Source organism: Clostridium vitabionis (genome assembly GCF_015351765.1).
Classification (GTDB): Bacteria; Bacillota; Clostridia; order Lachnospirales; family Lachnospiraceae; genus Clostridium_R; species Clostridium_R vitabionis.
This window is the reverse complement of the sequence record NZ_JADKQA010000001.1, coordinates 1,033,790-1,052,851: the sequence shown is the minus strand read 5'-3', so window position 1 is coordinate 1,052,851 and position 19,062 is coordinate 1,033,790. Positions and strand designations below refer to the sequence as shown.

Annotated in this window: 14 protein-coding genes; 10 read left to right on the top strand and 4 right to left on the bottom strand. The window is 55.9% G+C overall.

Features of this window, described 5'->3' with window-relative positions; genetic code table 11:
* Positions 1-32 precede the first annotated feature (32 nt).
* Complete coding sequence (locus ISF27_RS04590; protein WP_194609502.1) at positions 33-1,220, top strand: pyridoxal phosphate-dependent aminotransferase; 1,188 nt, start codon at positions 33-35, stop codon at positions 1,218-1,220.
* Positions 1,221-1,551: 331 nt separating this feature from the next.
* Here ISF27_RS04590 and ISF27_RS04585 read toward each other — a convergent pair whose 3' ends face one another.
* The 3 genes from ISF27_RS04585 to dapF (ISF27_RS04575) all read right to left on the bottom strand — a co-directional run bounded on the left by ISF27_RS04585 (position 1,552) and on the right by dapF (ISF27_RS04575) (position 4,014).
* Positions 1,552-2,223: a cytidylate kinase-like family protein gene (locus ISF27_RS04585; protein ID WP_194609501.1), complete on the bottom strand. Its 672-nt coding sequence runs from the start codon at positions 2,221-2,223 to the stop codon at positions 1,552-1,554.
* 71 nt (positions 2,224-2,294) lie between these two features.
* On the bottom strand, positions 2,295-3,098 hold the full coding sequence (gene dapF, locus ISF27_RS04580; RefSeq protein WP_194609499.1) for a diaminopimelate epimerase: 804 nt from the start codon (positions 3,096-3,098) through the stop codon (positions 2,295-2,297).
* Positions 3,099-3,150: 52 nt separating this feature from the next.
* Positions 3,151-4,014 carry a diaminopimelate epimerase gene (dapF, locus tag ISF27_RS04575; protein WP_194609497.1) on the bottom strand — a complete coding sequence of 288 codons (864 nt, stop codon included), beginning with the start codon at positions 4,012-4,014 and terminating at the stop codon, positions 3,151-3,153.
* A 200-nt stretch (positions 4,015-4,214) separates the two neighbouring features.
* Here dapF (ISF27_RS04575) and ISF27_RS04570 point away from each other — a divergent pair, with 200 nt between their 5' ends.
* From ISF27_RS04570 to ISF27_RS04535, 8 genes are all read left to right on the top strand, one after another.
* Positions 4,215-4,514 carry a phosphopantetheine-binding protein gene (locus tag ISF27_RS04570; RefSeq protein WP_235986011.1) on the top strand — a complete coding sequence of 100 codons (300 nt, stop codon included), beginning with the start codon at positions 4,215-4,217 and terminating at the stop codon, positions 4,512-4,514.
* 235 nt (positions 4,515-4,749) lie between these two features.
* Entirely contained in the window at positions 4,750-5,763 is a 1,014-nt protein-coding gene (gene gap, locus ISF27_RS04565; RefSeq protein ID WP_194609495.1) for a type I glyceraldehyde-3-phosphate dehydrogenase, read from the top strand.
* A 121-nt stretch (positions 5,764-5,884) separates the two neighbouring features.
* Positions 5,885-7,126, top strand: a complete 1,242-nt coding sequence (locus tag ISF27_RS04560) for a phosphoglycerate kinase (RefSeq protein WP_194609493.1) — start codon at positions 5,885-5,887, stop codon at positions 7,124-7,126.
* A gap of 71 nt (positions 7,127-7,197) precedes the next feature.
* On the top strand, positions 7,198-7,950 hold the full coding sequence (tpiA, locus tag ISF27_RS04555; RefSeq protein ID WP_194609491.1) for a triose-phosphate isomerase: 753 nt from the start codon (positions 7,198-7,200) through the stop codon (positions 7,948-7,950).
* 33 nt (positions 7,951-7,983) lie between these two features.
* Positions 7,984-9,525, top strand: coding sequence for a 2,3-bisphosphoglycerate-independent phosphoglycerate mutase (gpmI, locus tag ISF27_RS04550; RefSeq protein WP_194609489.1), 1,542 nt, complete (start codon positions 7,984-7,986; stop codon positions 9,523-9,525).
* 206 nt (positions 9,526-9,731) lie between these two features.
* Positions 9,732-10,625, top strand: coding sequence for a LysR family transcriptional regulator (locus tag ISF27_RS04545; protein WP_194609487.1), 894 nt, complete (start codon positions 9,732-9,734; stop codon positions 10,623-10,625).
* 263 nt (positions 10,626-10,888) lie between these two features.
* Complete coding sequence (locus tag ISF27_RS04540) at positions 10,889-11,344, top strand: YhcH/YjgK/YiaL family protein (RefSeq protein WP_194609485.1); 456 nt, start codon at positions 10,889-10,891, stop codon at positions 11,342-11,344.
* 54 nt (positions 11,345-11,398) lie between these two features.
* On the top strand, positions 11,399-12,088 hold the full coding sequence (locus tag ISF27_RS04535; RefSeq protein ID WP_194609483.1) for a cyclase family protein: 690 nt from the start codon (positions 11,399-11,401) through the stop codon (positions 12,086-12,088).
* Between the two features lie 330 nt (positions 12,089-12,418).
* On the opposite strand, the gene ISF27_RS04530 is transcribed toward ISF27_RS04535, so the two are convergent.
* Positions 12,419-13,423, bottom strand: coding sequence for a glycosyltransferase family 2 protein (locus ISF27_RS04530; RefSeq protein ID WP_194609481.1), 1,005 nt, complete (start codon positions 13,421-13,423; stop codon positions 12,419-12,421).
* A 297-nt stretch (positions 13,424-13,720) separates the two neighbouring features.
* Here ISF27_RS04530 and ISF27_RS04525 point away from each other — a divergent pair, with 297 nt between their 5' ends.
* On the top strand, positions 13,721-19,009 hold the full coding sequence (locus tag ISF27_RS04525) for a right-handed parallel beta-helix repeat-containing protein (RefSeq protein ID WP_194609479.1): 5,289 nt from the start codon (positions 13,721-13,723) through the stop codon (positions 19,007-19,009).
* The last annotated feature ends 53 nt before the right edge of the window (positions 19,010-19,062 follow it).

Here is a 19,062-nt window from a genome sequence, read left to right as displayed (position 1 = left end):
AATAATGAAAATCTTCAAGGAGGAACAATCCCATGATTTCGCAGAAAATGCTTCCATTTCTTCAGAACAATTCCGCCATCCGTGCCATGTTCGAGGAAGGTAAGGAGATGGCAAAAAAGTATGGCCGGGAAAATGTCTATGACTTCAGCCTCGGCAACCCGTCTGTACCCGCCCCGGAGGAGGTGAACCAGGCCATCCGCGATGTCCTCGATGAGGAGGATTCCCTGTTCGTCCACGGCTACATGTCCAACAGCGGCTACGAGGATGTCCGGGCGGACATCGCCGCATCCCTGAACCGGCGGTTTGGCACGGCCTATGCCGCGAAAAACCTGATCATGACGGTCGGCGCAGCGAGTGCGCTCAATATCATCCTGAAATCCATCCTGGATCCGGGAGATGAGGTCATCACTTTCGCCCCGTTCTTTGTCGAGTATGGCAACTATGTCCGGAATTATGACGGGAAGCTGGTTGTCCTTCCGCCGGCAAGTGCGGATTTCCAGCCGGATCTCGCGGGGCTTGCGAAGGCTGTCACGCCGAAGACGAAGGCGGTCATCATCAATACGCCGAATAACCCGACCGGGGTCATTTACTCCGCGGAGAGCCTCCGCGGCATGGGGGACGTTCTCCGGGAGAAGGAGAGGGAGTTCGGCACAGACATCCTGATCATCTCCGATGAGCCGTACCGCGAGCTCGCCTACGACGGCTGCTCGGTCCCGTGGGTGCCGGATTTCTATGAGAATACGGTTGTCTGCTATTCCTACAGCAAATCCCTGTCGCTTCCCGGTGAGCGGATCGGCTACGCCCTGATCCCGGATTCCGTGTCGGACAGCGAAGACCTGATCCAGGTGGCAACGATCGCCAACCGCGTGAACGGCAGCGTGAACGCGCCGTCCCTGATCCAGCGGGTGATCCGCCGCTGCCTCGCCGTGAAGGTCAATGTTGCTGCCTATGACAGGAACCGAAATGACCTCTACAATGGCTTGACGAAGCTCGGATTCACCTGTGTACGCCCGCAGGGCGCGTTCTATCTGTGGGTGAAGTCCCCGGATGAGGATGAGAAGAAATTCGTCGCGGCCTGCAAGGAGGAGCACATCCTGGTTGTTCCCGGAAGCTCATTCTTCGGACCGGGCTATGTGAGAATCGCTTACTGCGTGTCGAATGACATGATCCACCGGTCGATGCCGGCGTTCGCGAAAGTGGCGGAGAAGTACGGCCTGTGATCGCTGCTCCACGAAACTCGGACTGCGCTTTCCCTTGTCCTCATCAGGTGGCTGGTTATTGCTAAGGGCTCTACTAATAAGGAGGCACCCGGATCAGAAGATCCGGATGCCTCCTCGTTTCAGTGAAAGCACTGGTTGGTTTACTTTCCCTGAAGGCTGCGTGCTTTTCGGAGATTCCTGAGTAACGGAGCAATGCATTGGAGTTTCGAGTTTCCTTTTCTTGAATCAGTTACCCTGCCGAGCCAGCACACAGATTTGTTTCTCCGTTCATAAGGTTAATGCGTTATGGACGGAATTTATTGCAAAACCGCCGAAAAAATTTCCGGCGTTTTTACCGACATTGTTCTATTTTATTCGATGGAAATTCTTTGTCAAGGTCAAAACCGAGGGAACGGAGATATTCGAGGATCACCCGGGCAGCTCCGGCAGGGCCGATCCGGTCGGTGGAGATGACCAGGTCATAATTCTGGGCATCCGCCCAGTCCCGCCCGGTGTAATAGCGGTAATACTCCCCGCGCTCCCTGTCCATCCGGCGGATAGCCTTCTCGGCATCCGCCTCAGAGCCGGCGGTTTTCTCCCGGATGCGGGAGACACGTTCCGCCCATGAACCGATGACATGAACGCGCAGAAGCACATCATAGTGGTCGAGGACATAATCGGCGCAGCGGCCGATGAACACACAGGATTCCTCCGCGGCAAGCTTCCGGATGACTTCCGACTGGAAGCGGAAGAGGTTGTCCGCAGACATCAGGTCCGGGCCGAAGGACGGAGCCCCCTCCTCAGGCGTCAGGTTTTTCATGATCCGGTAGAGCAGGCGGTTCCCCGCTTTCTCGTCAGCCAGGTGAAAATAGCTTTCCCGGATGCCGCTGGCATCAGAATTGATTTTCAGGATGTTTTTGTCGTAGCAGCAGATCCCGAGCAGTTCCGCCAGGATCCGGCCGGTTTCCGCGCCGCCGCTGCCGTACTGGCGGCCAATCGTGATGACCATGTGTTTCCCTGCCATAGCGCGCACCTCCTGTCCGAAGGCATGAAGCCTGTCAGTTTCCCTGAAAAAGGCCAGCTTCCCTTAAGCCGTCAGCTGTTCTCAAATTCGCCGGAGAAGACCTCCACCGCGGGTCCTGTCATATAGATGGTGTCCTTGTCCTGGTCCCAGGTAATGCCCAGATGGCCGCCGAGGAGGGCAATATCCACGGTGTTTTTGGTGAGCCCTTTCAGGATCGCGGCAGCTGCCGACGCGCAGGCACCGGTTCCGCAGGCGAGCGTCTCGCCGGAGCCGCGCTCCCATACCCGCATCTCCAGATGGCTGCGGTCGATCACCCGCACAAACTCTGTGTTTGTCCGATCCGGAAAACGGGGATGGTTCTCAAAATCCGGACCGATCTCCGGAAGATTGAGGGACGAGACATGATCCAGGAAGACGACAGCGTGGGGATTGCCCATGGAAATCCCCGTGAAGTTCCATGTCTTTCCGTCCACGAGAATTTCTTCGTCGATCTTCGACGTCAGCACCGGTTTTCCCATATCCACGGTGGCGGAGACAACTTTCCCATTTTCCGTCTGCATATCCAGCGTCCGGAGGCCGGAGCCGGTGAGCACCGTGATCCGCGTCCTGTCGACGATCCCGTGGTCATAGACATACTTGCCCACGCAGCGGATGCCATTGCCGCACATTGCGCCGCGCGAGCCGTCCGCGTTGTACATGACCATCTCGCAGTCCGCCTCCTCCGAGGGGCAGATGAGGATCAGGCCGTCAGAGCCGATGCCGAAATGCCGGTCGCTGACCTTTTTCGCCAGCTCCGACGGGTTCCGGACGATCTCCCGAAAGCAGTTGACATAGACATAGTCGTTGCCGATGCCCTGCATCTTAGTAAATTTCATCAGATTACCTCCTGTGCGGCCGGAAGGAACACTCCGGATCCGGCGGTCCGGCTCAGTCGAGGGCGCGCAGCTCCTCGCAGAAGCCGTTGCCGAGGACAATGCTGCCTACATAACCGACGCCGGCGACCATGTAGACTTCCCCGTCGTCCCGGATTTCCACCTCGAGGAGGCCGCCGGGCATGTGGACATACATATTCCGGTCGGCAAGGCCCATGCGGTAAGCTGCCGAGGCTGCCGCGCAGGCGCAGGAACCGGAAGCCAGCGTGTAGCCGACCCCGCGCTCGTAGATCTCAATCTGGATATTGGTCCGGTCAAGGACATTCAGCAGCTGCGTGTTGACTTTCTCGGGGAAATACTCGGCGGATTCGGAAATGTTCCCGATCCGGCAGACCAGCTCCTTCGAGATCTCATTCATCCAGATCACGCAGTGCGGATTCCCCAGGGAGAGGCAGGTGGTCACATAGGGGATCTTGTCAAAGACAAGGATCTCGTTGATGACCTCGCGGCGCTGCCCGGTCATGGGGATCTCATCGCTCCAGAAGGACGGGAGCCCCATCGAGACCTTGAGCCGGGTTCCCTCCTCATTCAGATAGAAGACGTGCTCCACCCCCGCGATAGTGTCGAAGGAGATGCTGTTTTTCTGCACATAATTGCGGTCGCGGAGGTAGCGCGCGATGATCGCCATGCCGTTGCCGCTCTTTTCCGCCTCGCTGCCGTCCGCGTTATAGATTTTCACGGACATCCGGTCATTGTCAAAGCAGGGGCCGACGAGAATCCCGTCCGCGCCGATTCCGAAATGGCGGTCGCACAGCCGGGCGATCGCCGCCCGGTGCAGTGGCATCGGGTTGCGGTTCGGGTCGTAGACCAGGTAATCATTGCCCATGCAGTGATACTTTTCCATGGTAATTTGTTCCATATGCAAGCTCCCATCCGGCCGGCAGAATGCCGGCCCAAGACTTTCCAACTGTTAACATTATATCCGAAATAAGAAAAACTTTCCACCAATTCCGACGTTTCAGGCGGAAATGCGCTATACTTGTCACTGTTCAGTACATGCCGGAGTTGAACCGTAATCTATGCGTAAAGGGGCAGAATTTTCTCGGGGAGGGAAAATACATGAAGACAGAGTTTGACGCGGGGGAGATGAACAGGCTGATCCGGGCAGTCGCCCGGGGGCTTGACCTGGATCCGACGGAAATCACCCCGGAGAGCCGGTTTGCCGAGGATCTCCTGGCGGATTCCTTCGATATGGCGATGATCCTTGCGGAGGTGGATGAGGCGTTCGGGACGGCGATCCCCTCCGAGGAGGCCGAGGTCATCCGAACGGTCGGCGACCTCGCCGCGGAGGTCCGCGCATACCCGGCATCGCGGAGGAAGGCGAGGCCGGTCCGCTGGTCGTCGGGCAGCACGCACTGACCGGCGGGAGAGCAGGAAGGCGGGGCATCCGGCAGCGGGGTTCTAGCCGCGGCCGGCCGTCGGGAAAGGGCGCAAAGGAACTGTTCACGCCACAGGGATCCCGAACAGTTGCGGCACAAAAAGAAATTCCCGGGAAAATCACATCTTGCTCTTGTATTTTTCCGGGCAGCCCGCTATAATAAGTCTGAATTGTTACTAGTTTAACAATAAAGGAAAATCTTAGGAGGATTCAAGCATGGCTGTAAGAGTAGCAATCAATGGTTTTGGCCGTATCGGCCGTCTGGCATTCAGACAGATGTTCAACGCGGAGGGTTATGAGGTTGTTGCCATCAACGATCTTACTTCCCCGGAGATGCTTGCATACCTGTTAAAGTATGATACCACGCACGGCAGATATCCGGGCAAGGTTGAGGCTAAGGAGCACTCCATCGTCGTAGACGGCAAGGAGATCACCATTTATGCCGAGAAGGATGCCGCAAATCTTCCGTGGAAGGCACTCGACATCGATGTTGTCCTTGAGTGCACCGGGTTCTACACCTCTAAGGATAAGTCTATGGCTCACATCAATGCCGGCGCTAAGCATGTCGTTATCTCCGCTCCGGCTGGCAAGGATCTGAAGACCATCGTTTACAATGTAAACCACAAGACGCTGACCGCTGATGACCAGATTATCTCCGCAGCTTCCTGTACCACGAACTGCCTTGCACCGATGGCAAAGGGCCTCAATGACCTTGCTCCGATCGAGGCCGGCTTCATGACCACGGTTCACGCTTACACCGGTGACCAGATGGTTCTCGACGGACCGCAGAGAAAGGGCAACCTCCGCAGATCCCGCGCGGCTGCCATGAACATCACCCCGGCTTCCTCCGGCGCTGCCAAGGCAATCGGCCTGGTTCTTCCGGAGCTTGACGGCAAGCTGAACGGTGCTGCCCAGCGTGTTCCCACCGCAACCGGTTCCACCACCATCCTCGACGCGATCGTGGACAAGGAAGTTACGGTTGAGCAGGTCAATTCCCAGATGAAGGCTGAGGAGACCGAATCCTTCGAGTACAACACCGATGAGATCGTTTCCTCCGATATCATCAACAGCACGGCCGGTTCCATTTTCGATGCCACCCAGACCAAGGTTCTTCCGATGGCCGGCGGCAAGACGCTTGTCCAGGTTGTTTCCTGGTACGACAATGAGAACTCCTACACGAGCCAGATGGTTCGCACCATCAAGTACTTCGGCTCTCTGATCAGCAAGTAATTTCAGAACGGTCAGGATATAGCAGAGAGGTCCGGTCCAGCATTGGGCCTGGCCTCTCTTTTCATCAGAAAAAAACATGTGTGTCCGGGCACATTTCCCGGATCCCCGAAAGGAGAGAATCATGGCAGCATTAAATAAAAAGACGGTAGATGATTTTGACGCGAAGGGCAGGAGGGTTCTTGTCCGCTGCGATTTCAACGTGCCGCTGAAGGACGGAAAGATCACCGATGAGACCAGAATCAACGCGGCACTGCCTACGATCGAGAAGCTGATCGGCGAGGGCGCCAAGGTGATCCTCTGCTCCCATCTCGGCAAGGTGAAAAAAGGGCCGAACGAGGGCGAATCCCTGAAACCGGTAGCCGCCAGCCTGTCCGCGAAGCTGGGCAAGGAAGTACACTTCATCGATGACTGGAATGTCACCGGCCCGGATGTGACGAAGGCAGTCTCCGAAATGAAGGACGGCGACGTCATTCTTCTCCAGAATACCCGTTTCAGAGGCAAGGAGGAGACCAAGCCGGAGGAGGCCGGCGACAAGTTCGCGCGTGAGCTCGCCGATCTCGCGGATGACTATGTCTGCGATGCCTTTGGTTCCGCGCACAGGGCACATGCTTCCGTATCCGGCGTGACGAAGTTCATCCGCGAAAAGGGCGGAAACTGCGCGGTCGGCTACCTGATGCAGAAGGAGATCCGCTTCCTCGGCAATGCCGTGGAGAATCCGGTCCGCCCGTTTGTCGCCATCCTGGGCGGCGCCAAGGTTGCGGACAAGCTGAACGTGATCTCCAACCTGCTGGAGAAGTGCGATGTCCTGATCATCGGCGGCGGCATGGCGTACACCTTCGTGAAGGCTCAGGGACATGAGATCGGTGAGTCTCTCTGCGATGAGACCAAGCTGGATTACTGCCGTGAGATGATTGCCAAGGCAGAAAAGCTCGGCAAGAAGCTGCTCCTTCCGGTTGACGCGGTTACGACCGACCATTTCCCGGATCCGATTGACGATCCGGCGATCGCGGTTGAGGTTGTGGATATCGACAAGATTCCGGCCGACAGGATGGGCATGGATATCGGACCGAAGACGATTGCCCTCTATGAGGATGCGGTGAAGAGCGCCAAGACCGTGGTATGGAACGGTCCGATGGGCGTATTCGAGAACCCGGTGCTCGCTAAGGGCACAAAGGCAGTTGCTGCCGCTCTCGCTGCGGCGGATGCCACGACGATCATCGGCGGCGGAGATTCCGCTGCCGCGGTGAACCAGCTCGGCTACGCCGACAAGATGAGCCACATTTCCACCGGCGGCGGCGCTTCCCTGGAATTCCTCGAGGGCAAGCAGCTTCCGGGTGTATACGCGGCGGATGATAAGGACTGAGCGCAAACGCGGATTTCCTCCGGCGCCTGGGGTTTCCCGGGTGCCGGAATCCCACGAATTGGAGGAAAATCATGAGTCGAAGAAAAATTATTGCCGGCAACTGGAAAATGAATAAGACCCCGTCCGAGGCGAAAGCCCTGGCGGAGCTGTTAAAGCCGCTGGTGGACAATCCGGATGTGGATGTCGTTTACTGTGTTCCGGCGATTGATCTTCTTCCGGTAGCTGAGGTGATCAAGGGCACCAACGTGATGCTGGGCGCGGAGAACGTCTCCGACCAGGATGCCGGCGCCTATACCGGCGAGATTTCCGCGGACATGCTGGTGGATGCCGGGGTTAAGTTCGTCATCATCGGCCATTCCGAGAGAAGACAGTACTACAGGGAAGACGACGCCTTCCTCAACCAAAAGGTGCTCAAGGCATTGGAGAAGGGACTTACCCCGATCCTCTGCTGCGGTGAGACGTTAGAGCAGCGGGAGGCCGGCGTGACCCTGGACTGGATCCGCCTCCAGCTCAAGAGCGACCTTCAGGGCGTCACCAAAGAGCAGGCTGCCTCCATGGTCATCGCCTACGAGCCGATCTGGGCGATCGGCACCGGGAAGACCGCGACCAGCGATCAGGCTGAGGAGGTCTGCGGCGCCATCCGCAAGCTGATTGCGGAGATCTATGACACCGACACCGCGGAGAAGATCCGCATCCAGTACGGAGGATCCATGAAGCCGTCCAACTGCCGTGAGCTTCTTGCCAAGCCGGATATCGACGGCGGCCTGATCGGCGGCGCTGCCCTCAAGGCGGATTTCGCGGATATCGTCAATTACAACAAATAAGATACACAAATCAAAGACAGGGTAAGAGAATTTATGAAAAGACCTACTTTATTACTGATTCTTGATGGCTACGGGATCTCCGACGACCACGAGCACAACGCGGTCTGGGAGGCAAAGACCCCGAATATGGACCGTCTGGAGAAGGAATATCCCTTCGTCCGGGGCAATGCCAGCGGCCTTGCGGTCGGCCTTCCGGACGGCCAGATGGGCAACTCGGAAGTCGGCCATATGAACATGGGCGCGGGGAGAATAGTCTACCAGGAGCTGACCCGGATCACGAAAGCGATCGAGGACGGGGATTTCTTCAAGAATAAGGCTCTCCTCGAGGCGGCGGAGAACTGCCGGAAGAACGGCTCTGCGCTCCACCTGATGGGGCTGGTCTCACCGGGCGGCGTGCACAGCCACAACACGCATATCTACGGCCTTCTGGAGCTCGCCAAGCGCGAGGGGCTGAAAAATGTCTATGTCCACTGCTTCCTCGACGGCAGGGATACTCCGCCGGCTTCCGGGAAGGGGTTTGTCGCTGAGCTTGAGCAGAAGATGCAGGAGATCGGTGTCGGCGAGGTCGCCTCGGTTTCCGGGCGCTATTACGCGATGGACCGCGACAAGAACTATGACCGCGTGGTCAAGGCCTACGATGTCCTGACGAAGGCGGAAGGCCAGAAGGCGGAGAGCGCTCAGGCGGGGATCCAGGCTTCCTACGACAAGGGCGTGAATGATGAATTTGTCGTTCCGTTCTATGTGGAGAAGAACGGCGCTCCGACCGCCACGGTGAAAGACGGCGACTCGGTGGTCTTCTTCAATTTCCGCCCCGACCGCGCGAGGGAGATGACCCACGCATTCTGCGATGATGAGTTCACCGGTTTCCCGAGGGAGAAGCGCCTGGATACCTGCTTTGTGTGCTTCACGGACTACGACCCGACGATCCCGCACAAGCTGGTGGCCTTCGGCAAGGAGGAGCTGAAAAATACCTTCGGTGAATATCTGGCGAAGAAGGGCATGAAGCAGCTGCGCATCGCCGAGACCGAGAAATACGCGCATGTCACCTTCTTCTTCAACGGCGGTGTAGAGACTCCGAACGAGGGGGAGGACAGGATCCTGGTTCCGTCCCCGAAGGATGTTCCGACCTATGACCTGAAACCGCAGATGAGCGCCCCCGAGGTGTGCGAGAAGCTCTGCGCGGCGATCCGCTCCGGAAAATATGATGTCATCATCTGCAACTTTGCGAACCCGGATATGGTCGGTCATACCGGCGTGGAGCAGGCGGCCATCCGGGCGATCGAGACTGTGGATACCTGTGTCGGCAAGGTGACGGACGCCATCCGTGAGGCAGGCGGCCAGGCATTCATCTGCGCGGACCACGGCAATGCCGAGCGCATGGTCGATCCGGAGACAGGAAAGCCCTGGACGGCGCACACGACCAACCAGGTTCCGTTCATCCTGTTCAATGCGGATCCGTCCTTCGGCCTTCGGGAAAATGGCCGCCTCTGCGACATTGTTCCGACCCTGATCGAATGCATGGGGCTGGAGCAGCCCGCGGAGATGACGGGAAAGTCCCTGATCGTCCGGAAATGAGGATGAATTACTGACGATCCGTGCATGATGAGATCCTCCTCCGGGATCTGGCCTGAGCCGGGCGGAAAAGCCCGGCTCTTTTTCTGTGTATACTTGCCTTTTTTTAATAAACAAGTATAATAATAGCGTGTTTAATCTGTTTCAACATCACGATGAAAATATAAAGGCAATCCGGCTTTTCCCGGAAGCACTTTTAGGAGGAAAAAATGACCCTGCTGACGTATCAGATTTTCAAGACGGTTGCTGATATGGGGAGCTTTCACAAGGCGGCGGATGTGCTCGGCCTCACACCATCGGCCATCAGCCACGCGATCTCTTCGATGGAGAATGAGCTCGGGTTCACCGTGCTCACCCGCAATAAGTCGGGCGTCACGCTGACCGGCTACGGCGAGCACCTGCTCCCCTACATCAATGCGGTGCTGAACTGCGACGAGAGCCTTCAGCAGGTTGTGGCAGAGTTCAAGGGGTTAAAGAGGGGAAAAGTCCGGGTGGGTACATTTGCCAGTGTCTGCTCCAACTGGATTCCCCAGATTATCACGTCGTTCCGCGAAAAATATCCCGCAATCACGATCGAGCTCTACCAGGGAACCTACGATGACGTGTCCTACTGGATCAAGAACGGGATTGTGGACTTCGGGTTCCTGTCCACTTCGAGCGCGGGGGATCTCCCGATCAGCCCGTTTTACCTTGACCCGCTGCTCTGCGTGGTACCTCACGGTTTCCGCAAGGAAGATTCTTCCGGCAGCATGACGGTTCATGAGATGGCGAAGCACCAGTTTGTCGTCCAGGCGAAGTCCACGGACGCGGATGTCCAGATCTACATGAAGGAGAACCATCTGGAGGTCAATTCAAGCTACCACGTATCGGACGACCTCTCCATGATCACGATGGTGGAAAATGGCCTCGGCATCTGCATTATCCCGGCGCTGACCGCGGAAAAGATCATGGATAAGGCGAAGGTGGACGTCTATCCCGTGGAGCCGGCTGCCTCGCGGATGATCGGGCTCTCGGCACTCAATCCGAAATCGATGGCTCCGGCGGTGCGGACGCTGTATAATCATATCATTGAGACGTACCAGAATACCGCACAGGATGCCTAGAGGGGAGAACCGTGATCGAAGTTTTTGAGCGCACAGAGCACGAATCCGCCTGATGGCAGCCATCAAAGGGTGCTCACCGCGCCGGTGGAGGCCGGAACCGCACGGAGAAACTCCGATACGTATTCTCTGGAAGACAGCAGCATGGGAAATGTGATAGAATAAAGTAAGCCGGAGAACGCCGGAGATTTTGCAGAAAGAGGCAAGGTGGCATAAATCCGGTATTTCCCAGCAAATCATTCATCTCAACAGGGAGGCAGTAAGTAATGTTCTATTCCAACATTTCCATCGCGGAAAAGTACGATTATCTGGACGACAAATTCAAGGCGGCATATCGCTGGCTCAGGGAGACCGATATCAAGGATCTTCCGGCAGGCGCTTACCCGATCCTCGGCGACAAGGTGGTCGCCAATGTGCAGGAATATACGACCGATGCGAAGGAGAATCATTTCTTCGAGAGTCATAAGAAGTATTTCGACATCCAGTATATGGTTTCCGGCGAAGAAATGTTCGGGATATGTAAGGTGGATGGCCTGAAGCTCAGGGAGAGCCGCGAGGAGAAGGATCTGTATTTCTATGAGGAACCGGTATCTTCCGGCGAGGTTTATCTCCAGGAGGGCGACATGGCCGTTGTTGCCCCGGAGGATGCCCACAAGCCGAGATGCTCGGCAGGGAAGCCGATGGCGGTGAAAAAAGTGGTCATCAAGGTGGCTGTCGACTGAGCCGGAAGTTTGGCTGATACATCATCATTTTTGCCGTTCAGGAGGAAGGACAATATGCAGGCAGTTTATGATTTGGGAAATGGCATGAGGCTGATCGACCTCTCCAAGCTGGTTGATCCGGCAACCGAGACCAGGAGGTGCAAGCTGCACCGCTTTAACACGGGCGGGCCGATCCCGGATTTTCATACGAATTTTGATATCATGACCCATCTCGGCACGCATGCGGAGTGCCCGTATCATCACAATGATGACTGGCCGGATGTGACCGGGGTTCCGCTCACGACATTTATGGGCCGCGCGGTCTATGTGAATTTCCGCGATACCGTGAAGCCGAACGGGCACATCACGGCGGCCGACCTTGACCGCGAGGCAGGGAAAGTGAAGGAAGGCGATATTGTCATCATCGATTCCGACTACAAGCTGAATCCGTTCACGCCGGACACCAATACGGAGAAAGATCACCGGCTCTGTGTCAATGCGGAAACTGCCGAGTGGTTTAAGAATAAGAAGGTCAAGGCGGTAGGCTTCGGCGACGGCGTCTCGGTGGAGAGCAGCAATGAGGATGTCAAGCCGTTCCACGATATTCTTCTGGCGGAGAATATCGTATTCATCGAGGTGCTGAAGAACCTCGAAGAGCTGAAGCGGGATGTGTTCTTCATGTCCTATGCCCCGCTGCCGATCAAGGGCCTGGATTCCAGCCCGGTTCACGCCTACGCGATTGAAGGAATAAAAGAATTTTCGTGACGGTTCGGAATACAAGAGACAAGAGTTTTTTCAGTGTTCCCGGGAGCTTAAAGCTTCCGGGAATTCTTTTTAATGTTTTTTGTCCTGAGTTTGCCAGCATTGACGCAAATGATGCGGTAGGCGGAAAATGTTGCCCGGAGACAGAAAAAAACCCGCTCGGGGGAGCGGGTTTTCAGAGGGGGGTATGAAAAAGGTATAGGCAAAGGCTTTCGCCTTAAAATCGGGGGGAGGTGGCGGGAATGCAGGCATTCCCGCCAGCGTATGAAAAAGTTGCAGCAGCAAGATAACTTGTTTTTGTTATCTTGATCATACTCTACCCGGAAATTGTGTTCAATTCGTGTCCGGAAAATCAAACTTTTGTGAACAACCGGGGCGAGGACTTTCTTCCTCCCACGTCCGTTCACTGATGATGTACCTCGGCCGGTGCTTAGCTTCCATGTAGGTTTTCCCCACGTACTCGCCGATGATGCCGAGGCTGAGCAGCTGGATGCCGCCGAGAAAGCAGACGATGCAGACGATGGATGCCCAGCCGGCGACCGTGTTGCCCGTGATTGCCATGGCGATTGCCCAGAGAATCCCGAGAAATCCGAGCAGGCTGACGATGGCGCCGGTCCCGGCGATGAGAGAGATCGGCTTGATCGATAAGCTCGTGATGCCGTCAATCGCGAGCGCGAGCATTTTCCGGAGCGGGTAATGGCTCTGCCCGGCTATGCGCCCATGGCGCTCGTAATACACGGAAGTGCTCTTGAAGCCGACGAGGGGGAACATACCGCGGAGGAAAATGTTGACCTCATGATAATCGGCGAAGTGCTGCAGCACCCGGGAGCTCACCAGCCGGTAGTCCGCGTGGTTGTAGACGACCTCAACCCCCATCCGGTTCAGAAATCTGTAGTATTCCTGCGCCGTTGTTCGCTTGAACCATGTGTCTGTCTCCCGGGAGGAGCGGACGCCGTAGACGATCTCGCAGCCCTTCCGGTACTCCTCGACCATTTTCCCCATGGCGGAAATGTCGTCCTGCCCGTCGCAGTCAATGGAGATGGTGATGTCGCACCGTCCTTTTGCCTCCATAAGGCCGGCGAGCACCGCATTCTGGTGTCCCCGGTTCCGGCTCTGCGCGATGCCGAGAAAATGCCGGTCTTTTTTGGACAGATCGGAGATGATCTGCCACGTCCGGTCTTTCGAGCCGTCATTGACAAAGAGAATCCGGCTCTCTTCATCGATTTTTTCAGAATCTATCAGAAGCTGGAGCTCATCCAGGAAGAGAGGTGCCGTTACCGGCAGCACGTCCTGCTCGTTGTAGCAGGGGATGACGATCCATAAGATCGGTTTTTTCATAATAAATAAAATCCTTTCCCGACAAAAATCCAGATGCAATCTCTTCTATCTTAAATCATGCTGGAAAATTATTCTACCATGATCTTGGTGCTACTACCTAGGCGGTGCCGCGGGCAGTTGTGGCAGGTAATTTTCTGGCATGAAGACATATCCTTGCAATCTGTCTATAAAGATAGTAAAGTATGTTATTGAACGTATAATATCAGTTAATTTTGTAAATTAACCGAGATTTACCTAAATTTGCTCCGGCCGGCGGCATTGTGCCCGGGCGGAAACTTTTCAAGGGAGGAAAAGCGTATGAGAAAGTGTCGGCATCGCATCGCCGCGGCAGTTTCCGCGGCTGTCTTTGCCCTGATGTCCAGCCTGGGAGGATCCTCCTCGATGCAGTCCCTGGCGGACACAGGGGCGTTTACGAAGCAGGACACCGAAAAATACTCCGGGGGTATAGCATCTGAAATTCCCCTGCCTTATGCCACACCAGCGGAGATCGGGGAAGAAGGGAAGACCGCAGAGAAGGAAGCGAGCGAGGGGTCTTTGGCTAAGCCGGAGATTCCCCTGGTCAATGACCTTCCGGCAAATGAACATGCGGCGGAAACCCCGGCGGCGATTTCCGGAGCGGAGATGCCGGCGGTAGATTTCGATCCCGTTGTCTTCGGCGACGGCTCCAGGGTTGTCGTCAGCGCACCGGAGGGCGCATTTCCGGCAGGGGTTTCTCTCTCAGTCACCAGGGTGATGTCGGATCAGATTCTTGACGCGCTGAAAACGGCCTCCGGTACGGATAATCTCTCGGAGGAAAATGCCGCGGCCTATGATTTTGATTTCTATACGGAAGCGGAGGATCATCTCGAGCCACAGCAGGAGATTTCCGTGCGTTTTGAGAATCTAGGCCTTGCAGGCGCAAGCCGTCCGGAGGTCTACCATCTGCCGGATGAGGATGCCGATGATGCGGACCGCTTCGCGGCGAAAACTGACGAGGGTGCAGATGGAAAGATAAGCGCCGAAATCAGTACGGCGGAATTTTCCATCTATGCTGTTCTCCGGGCACCCGCGGATGAGACAGGCAGATTCTGGATTAACGATGCTTCGGATAAAACCTACACAAAGCTTCAAGAGGCGGTCATTGCGGCTTCTGTCGGAGATACCGTCCACATGAAAGGCCGGTTTGACGCAGAGGCGGTTTCCGGGGCAGCAGTGGATAGGGAGATTACGCTTGAGGCGGCAGGGAATACATCGATCGAAGGAGGAGATAACAAGAATGGATTTATCCTGAAATCTGGTTCCACAATCCGGACAGCGGATGGCGCCACCTTTACCATGAGCGGCTTTAATACCGCCCTGACCGTTGAAGACGGTGCTGCTATCAACGACGGCAGCTATGTCTTTGACAATGTCGGAAAGGGCCTGGTACTCAAGGGTAAGCTTGAGGGGACAGACAGGGAGAAGCTCAAGGTATCGATCGCTGCGAAGCAAGGCGCGGAGGGATTTGATACCGGGGCAGCGGCGACGATCAAAAAGGCGACGCTGGACTGGAAGGGCGGACATTACGATGGTTACACTTCCAGAAATCTTACTGCTGATGACGCGGATATCGAGATTGATGACGTGTGGTTGCAGGCAAATCCGATTCATGTGTCAAATTCTTATTTCAAGCTCAGCGGGAGGTTTAATAAAGACTCTTGGAAGGGTGGGCTTGTCCTGATCCTCACGAACAATGATGCTACCTTTATCAATTCCACCTTCGTGATTGAGCAATCACGGGTCACTATTGCCGGCGGAAGGGTTCTAACATTTAAAAATACCGATGTCACAGTCAAAAACAGTCCTGACGGTGGCTTCAATGTCAACGATGGGGCAACGCTTGCTGTCCATGATTCGGTGATCAGGGCGGAAAATGTGTCTCGTTTTCCACTAATTGGTGTTGGCATCTTCGAAACCGCCCACCTGGTGTTTGACGGTTCCTCCCGAGTGGAAACTCAGGCAAAGTCTTCAATGGATTCTGTAGGCGCAATGGACGGAACCTACGTTGTGACCGGCGGAAGCTACCGCGTCTATGAGGAGTCACTGTCCAATGCTGGGGCAATACCGACGAATGGGGCGGATAACGGGGATGAAAAGCTGACTTTATTTACTCTGGCAGACAGTTCGGTCACTGAGCTTCATCCGGTGAACTGTCTGGGGAAAAAATACACTTACCCTGTCAAAGACGCTAATGAAGACGGCAAAAAACATGTCTGGTGCCCGAAAGTCACGGTTACCTACCGGTTGAATAATTCCCGGGCGGTTTATGCCAACGAGCCACAAAAAGGCGACCGGACGTTCGAGACCATCCGCGGCTACAGTCTCTCTGCGGTGGAGGGATTTACCGATCCGGGCACTCCCCGTGATCCCAGCGGAAAAGAGTTCCAGGGCTGGTATTACCAGGACAGTACCGGGAAAGAGCAACCGTTTGACCCGCAGAAGACACGCCTTACGGCGGATACCGAGGTTTATGCCCGCTGGGCAGGGAAAATGGTGATCTATCACAATGGCGGCGGGGTTAATGCCATCCGGCAGCTGGATGAAGCCGGCACGTCTTTCCCTGCGGATTCTTATGAGCAGATTTCCGGGGATGAGCCGAATTTCCCAGTGGCAGGCAAGATATTCCGCTTCTGGACACGCGATGCAGCCGGAACAGGAACCCCGATCCAGCCGGGCGACCAGATTTCTTTCGGCAGCGGGGAAACTAAGGTTGAGCTCTACGCGCAGTATGACGACCTGCAGTATTCGGTGTCATTCTCCGCGAACGGGGGAAAGTTCAGTCAGAATTCGATCTATCATGATGCCAAATATTTCACCATCAGCAAGGACGCCAATGGCGGGGAAGTCGCTACGCTTAACCGGAAGGCGACCTATGGGAAGCAGCTTCAGGATATCCTGGGAGAACTGAATCACAATCAACTGAAGCTTTCAGCTGATATCGCGTCCATGCCGGGATTCAAGCTAAAATCGAGCACCGACTGGTACAAAGATCAGGCAGGCAGCGAACCCATCCGGTTTGTTGATTATTCCTGGTGGAGTGGGGAAAACCCGGTGATTACCTCGGATGTGACGTATTATCTCGGCTGGGAATGCCGCCTGGATCCGGTCGACAATAAGGGAACCATTGATGCCGACCTCTGGAACGGAGACCCATCAGATGAGGCGGGTAGCGAGGACATTACCCCGGTACAGACTGGGGATGCGATTTCCCTTACCGGTGCGGTGGATGTCAGCAATATTAAGTCACAGATTACAGCGCTAGCGGACAGATATAAGATTGACGAGACCGGGTATAAAAACATCCAAATCATTCACCCGCAAAGCGAATTTACCGCGGTTCTGGCGCTTCCGGAGAATGTTGAGATTCCGCAGAGCGCGGATCAGCTCAATGCCTCTGCGGAAGGCTTGGGGGACTGCTTTACGCTGGATCCGAAGATTGTGCTGGATCAATCCAAACGGACGGTGACGGTCAGCTTTCTCCTGAAGGAGGGAGTGACGAATTTCCAGACCCTCTTTGACCGGGTGAACCGTACGGGTGTACAAGCGAACTTGACCAATGGAGCGTCCGACACGATCCTGATCACAGTGGGCGGGTTTGCGGTTGGAAGTGGGCAATCCGGCAGCCAGTTTACGGTAACCGGAACTGTTCATGGGAACTTCTCTGCGGTTGCCAGCATGGGCGCTCAGGAGGGGCAAGGCGCGGATTTGCCTGCGGAAGCGCCGCAGAACATGCAATACTTCACCTTTGAATGGAATGGCGTGCAGAGCAGCCAGGGAAAGGATAAGGGGAGCAAGCAGGGCATTACGGCGACGTACAGGATTTATGAACCGGTTCACCTGGAACTCCCCGGAGATATCACGACGGTCGATCCTTCGGCTTCTCAGGACGCTCACGCAGACAGCAGGGCTGTCCGCGCTGTCTTCCCGGGAGAGACACTGGACTACGTGGGCAGGCTGGACATCAGCAGCATCCAGGAGCAGATCAAAGGTATCTGGGAGGATTACGGCAAGAGCGGCACTGCTGATCAGGAAGATATTGCGACAAACAAGGTGAGGAGTTTCTTCACGGCGGAAATCACGTTCCCGAAGGGGCTTACGGTTTCGGCATTGAACAAGGATAGTGTCGGATTTACTGAGAACGATCTCTTTGAAGTGACTGATGTGACAGCAGACAAGGAGAAGAATGCTGTCCGTGTTGTCATGGGCTTGCGGAAGACATACCAGAATTTTGCAGACCTTTATCGGGATGTGACCGGTGTACCGCCGATTCTTGAGGTCACAATTCCCGGAATCACGGTTGATCAGGAAACTTTAGGGGACACGGTTCTGACCGCTGTCGGGACAGTGACTGGCGATTTCTACGGTGAGGCGGTGAAGACGGACAGCGGGGCAGCAGTCCCTGCGCTTCGGATGCTGGACGCGTTCAGCGAAAAGCCGGCACAGCAGGACAGCAAGGCAAAAAAAGTATTCGCCTTTGCATGGAATGCGGTTCAGGGACTGGACGGTAAGGACGATCACCAGGCGAAGGAGGACGAGCGGACCATCGCGTATAGTGTGAAAACGGCAGCACGCCTCACCCTCCCCGGGGATCTGCTGATCAACGGCGATACCTGCCATGATTCGGTCTATCCGGCGAAGACGGGGGAGGAACTGGCCTACCGGGCAGAACTGGATGTCGCTGGGATTCAGGAGCAGATGAGGGCTGTCGAGGGCAGTTTTGCTGTCAGCCAGGACAGGTACGGTGATATTTCCCTGAATGGCCTCGCAAGTGAGTTCACTGCGGTTTTCCAGATTCCGAAGGAACTGGCGGCGGTGTGGCCGGCTAAAATCGGAGAATACCAACTGGAAGGCACGGGAGCATACAACATCAGCTCGGTGGAAAAATCGGGAACCACGGTGACCGTCCGGATGACGCTCCGAGAAGGGATAACAACCTATGAGGAGCTGAGAAGGGCGGTTCTGAACGATACCAATTCTACGCTGGCGCTGGAAGTTTCGTCGTTTGCGGTTCCGGATAGCCTTGCGGAAAAAACCATGTACACGGTGACTGGGACATTGGGCGGAATGATGAAGGCAAGTGCGGTTCTGAATGGAAAGACCCGGAGCTTTGCTTTCTCCTGGGAGGCTGAGCAGCGAAAAGATCCTGATGGGACGGACGCCATTCTTCCCAGCGATGACCGGACAATCAGCGTGACAGCGGAGATTCTGCGTCAGTCCACTCCGGATCAGCCGGTCACCCCGGATAACCCGCCTGACCCGCATCACAGCGGCGGCAGCGGAGGCGGCGGAGGCAGCCATTCCGGCGGAAGCTTCCGCCCCGGGGCGGTTGTGCCCCCGGAGAATGAAGATGTCCCCGGCATTGTTCATGGGGGATCCGAGGGGGACAATACATTTTCTACGTCGCAGCAGGCGGGGGATCTTGAGCCGGCAAAGGGCTCTGCCCCATCCCGCTTGCTCCGCCGTATCGTGAAAACGGGCGATAGCACGCCGATCCTGCTGTATCTGGCGGTGATTCTGGCTTCCGGCGGCCTGCTCGCGGTCTACGTGATGAGGAGAAGGAAGAAATAAAGGCTGTCAGCTCTGGATCCCACGTTCCGTGCAGCTTTGCCCACGGCATGTAT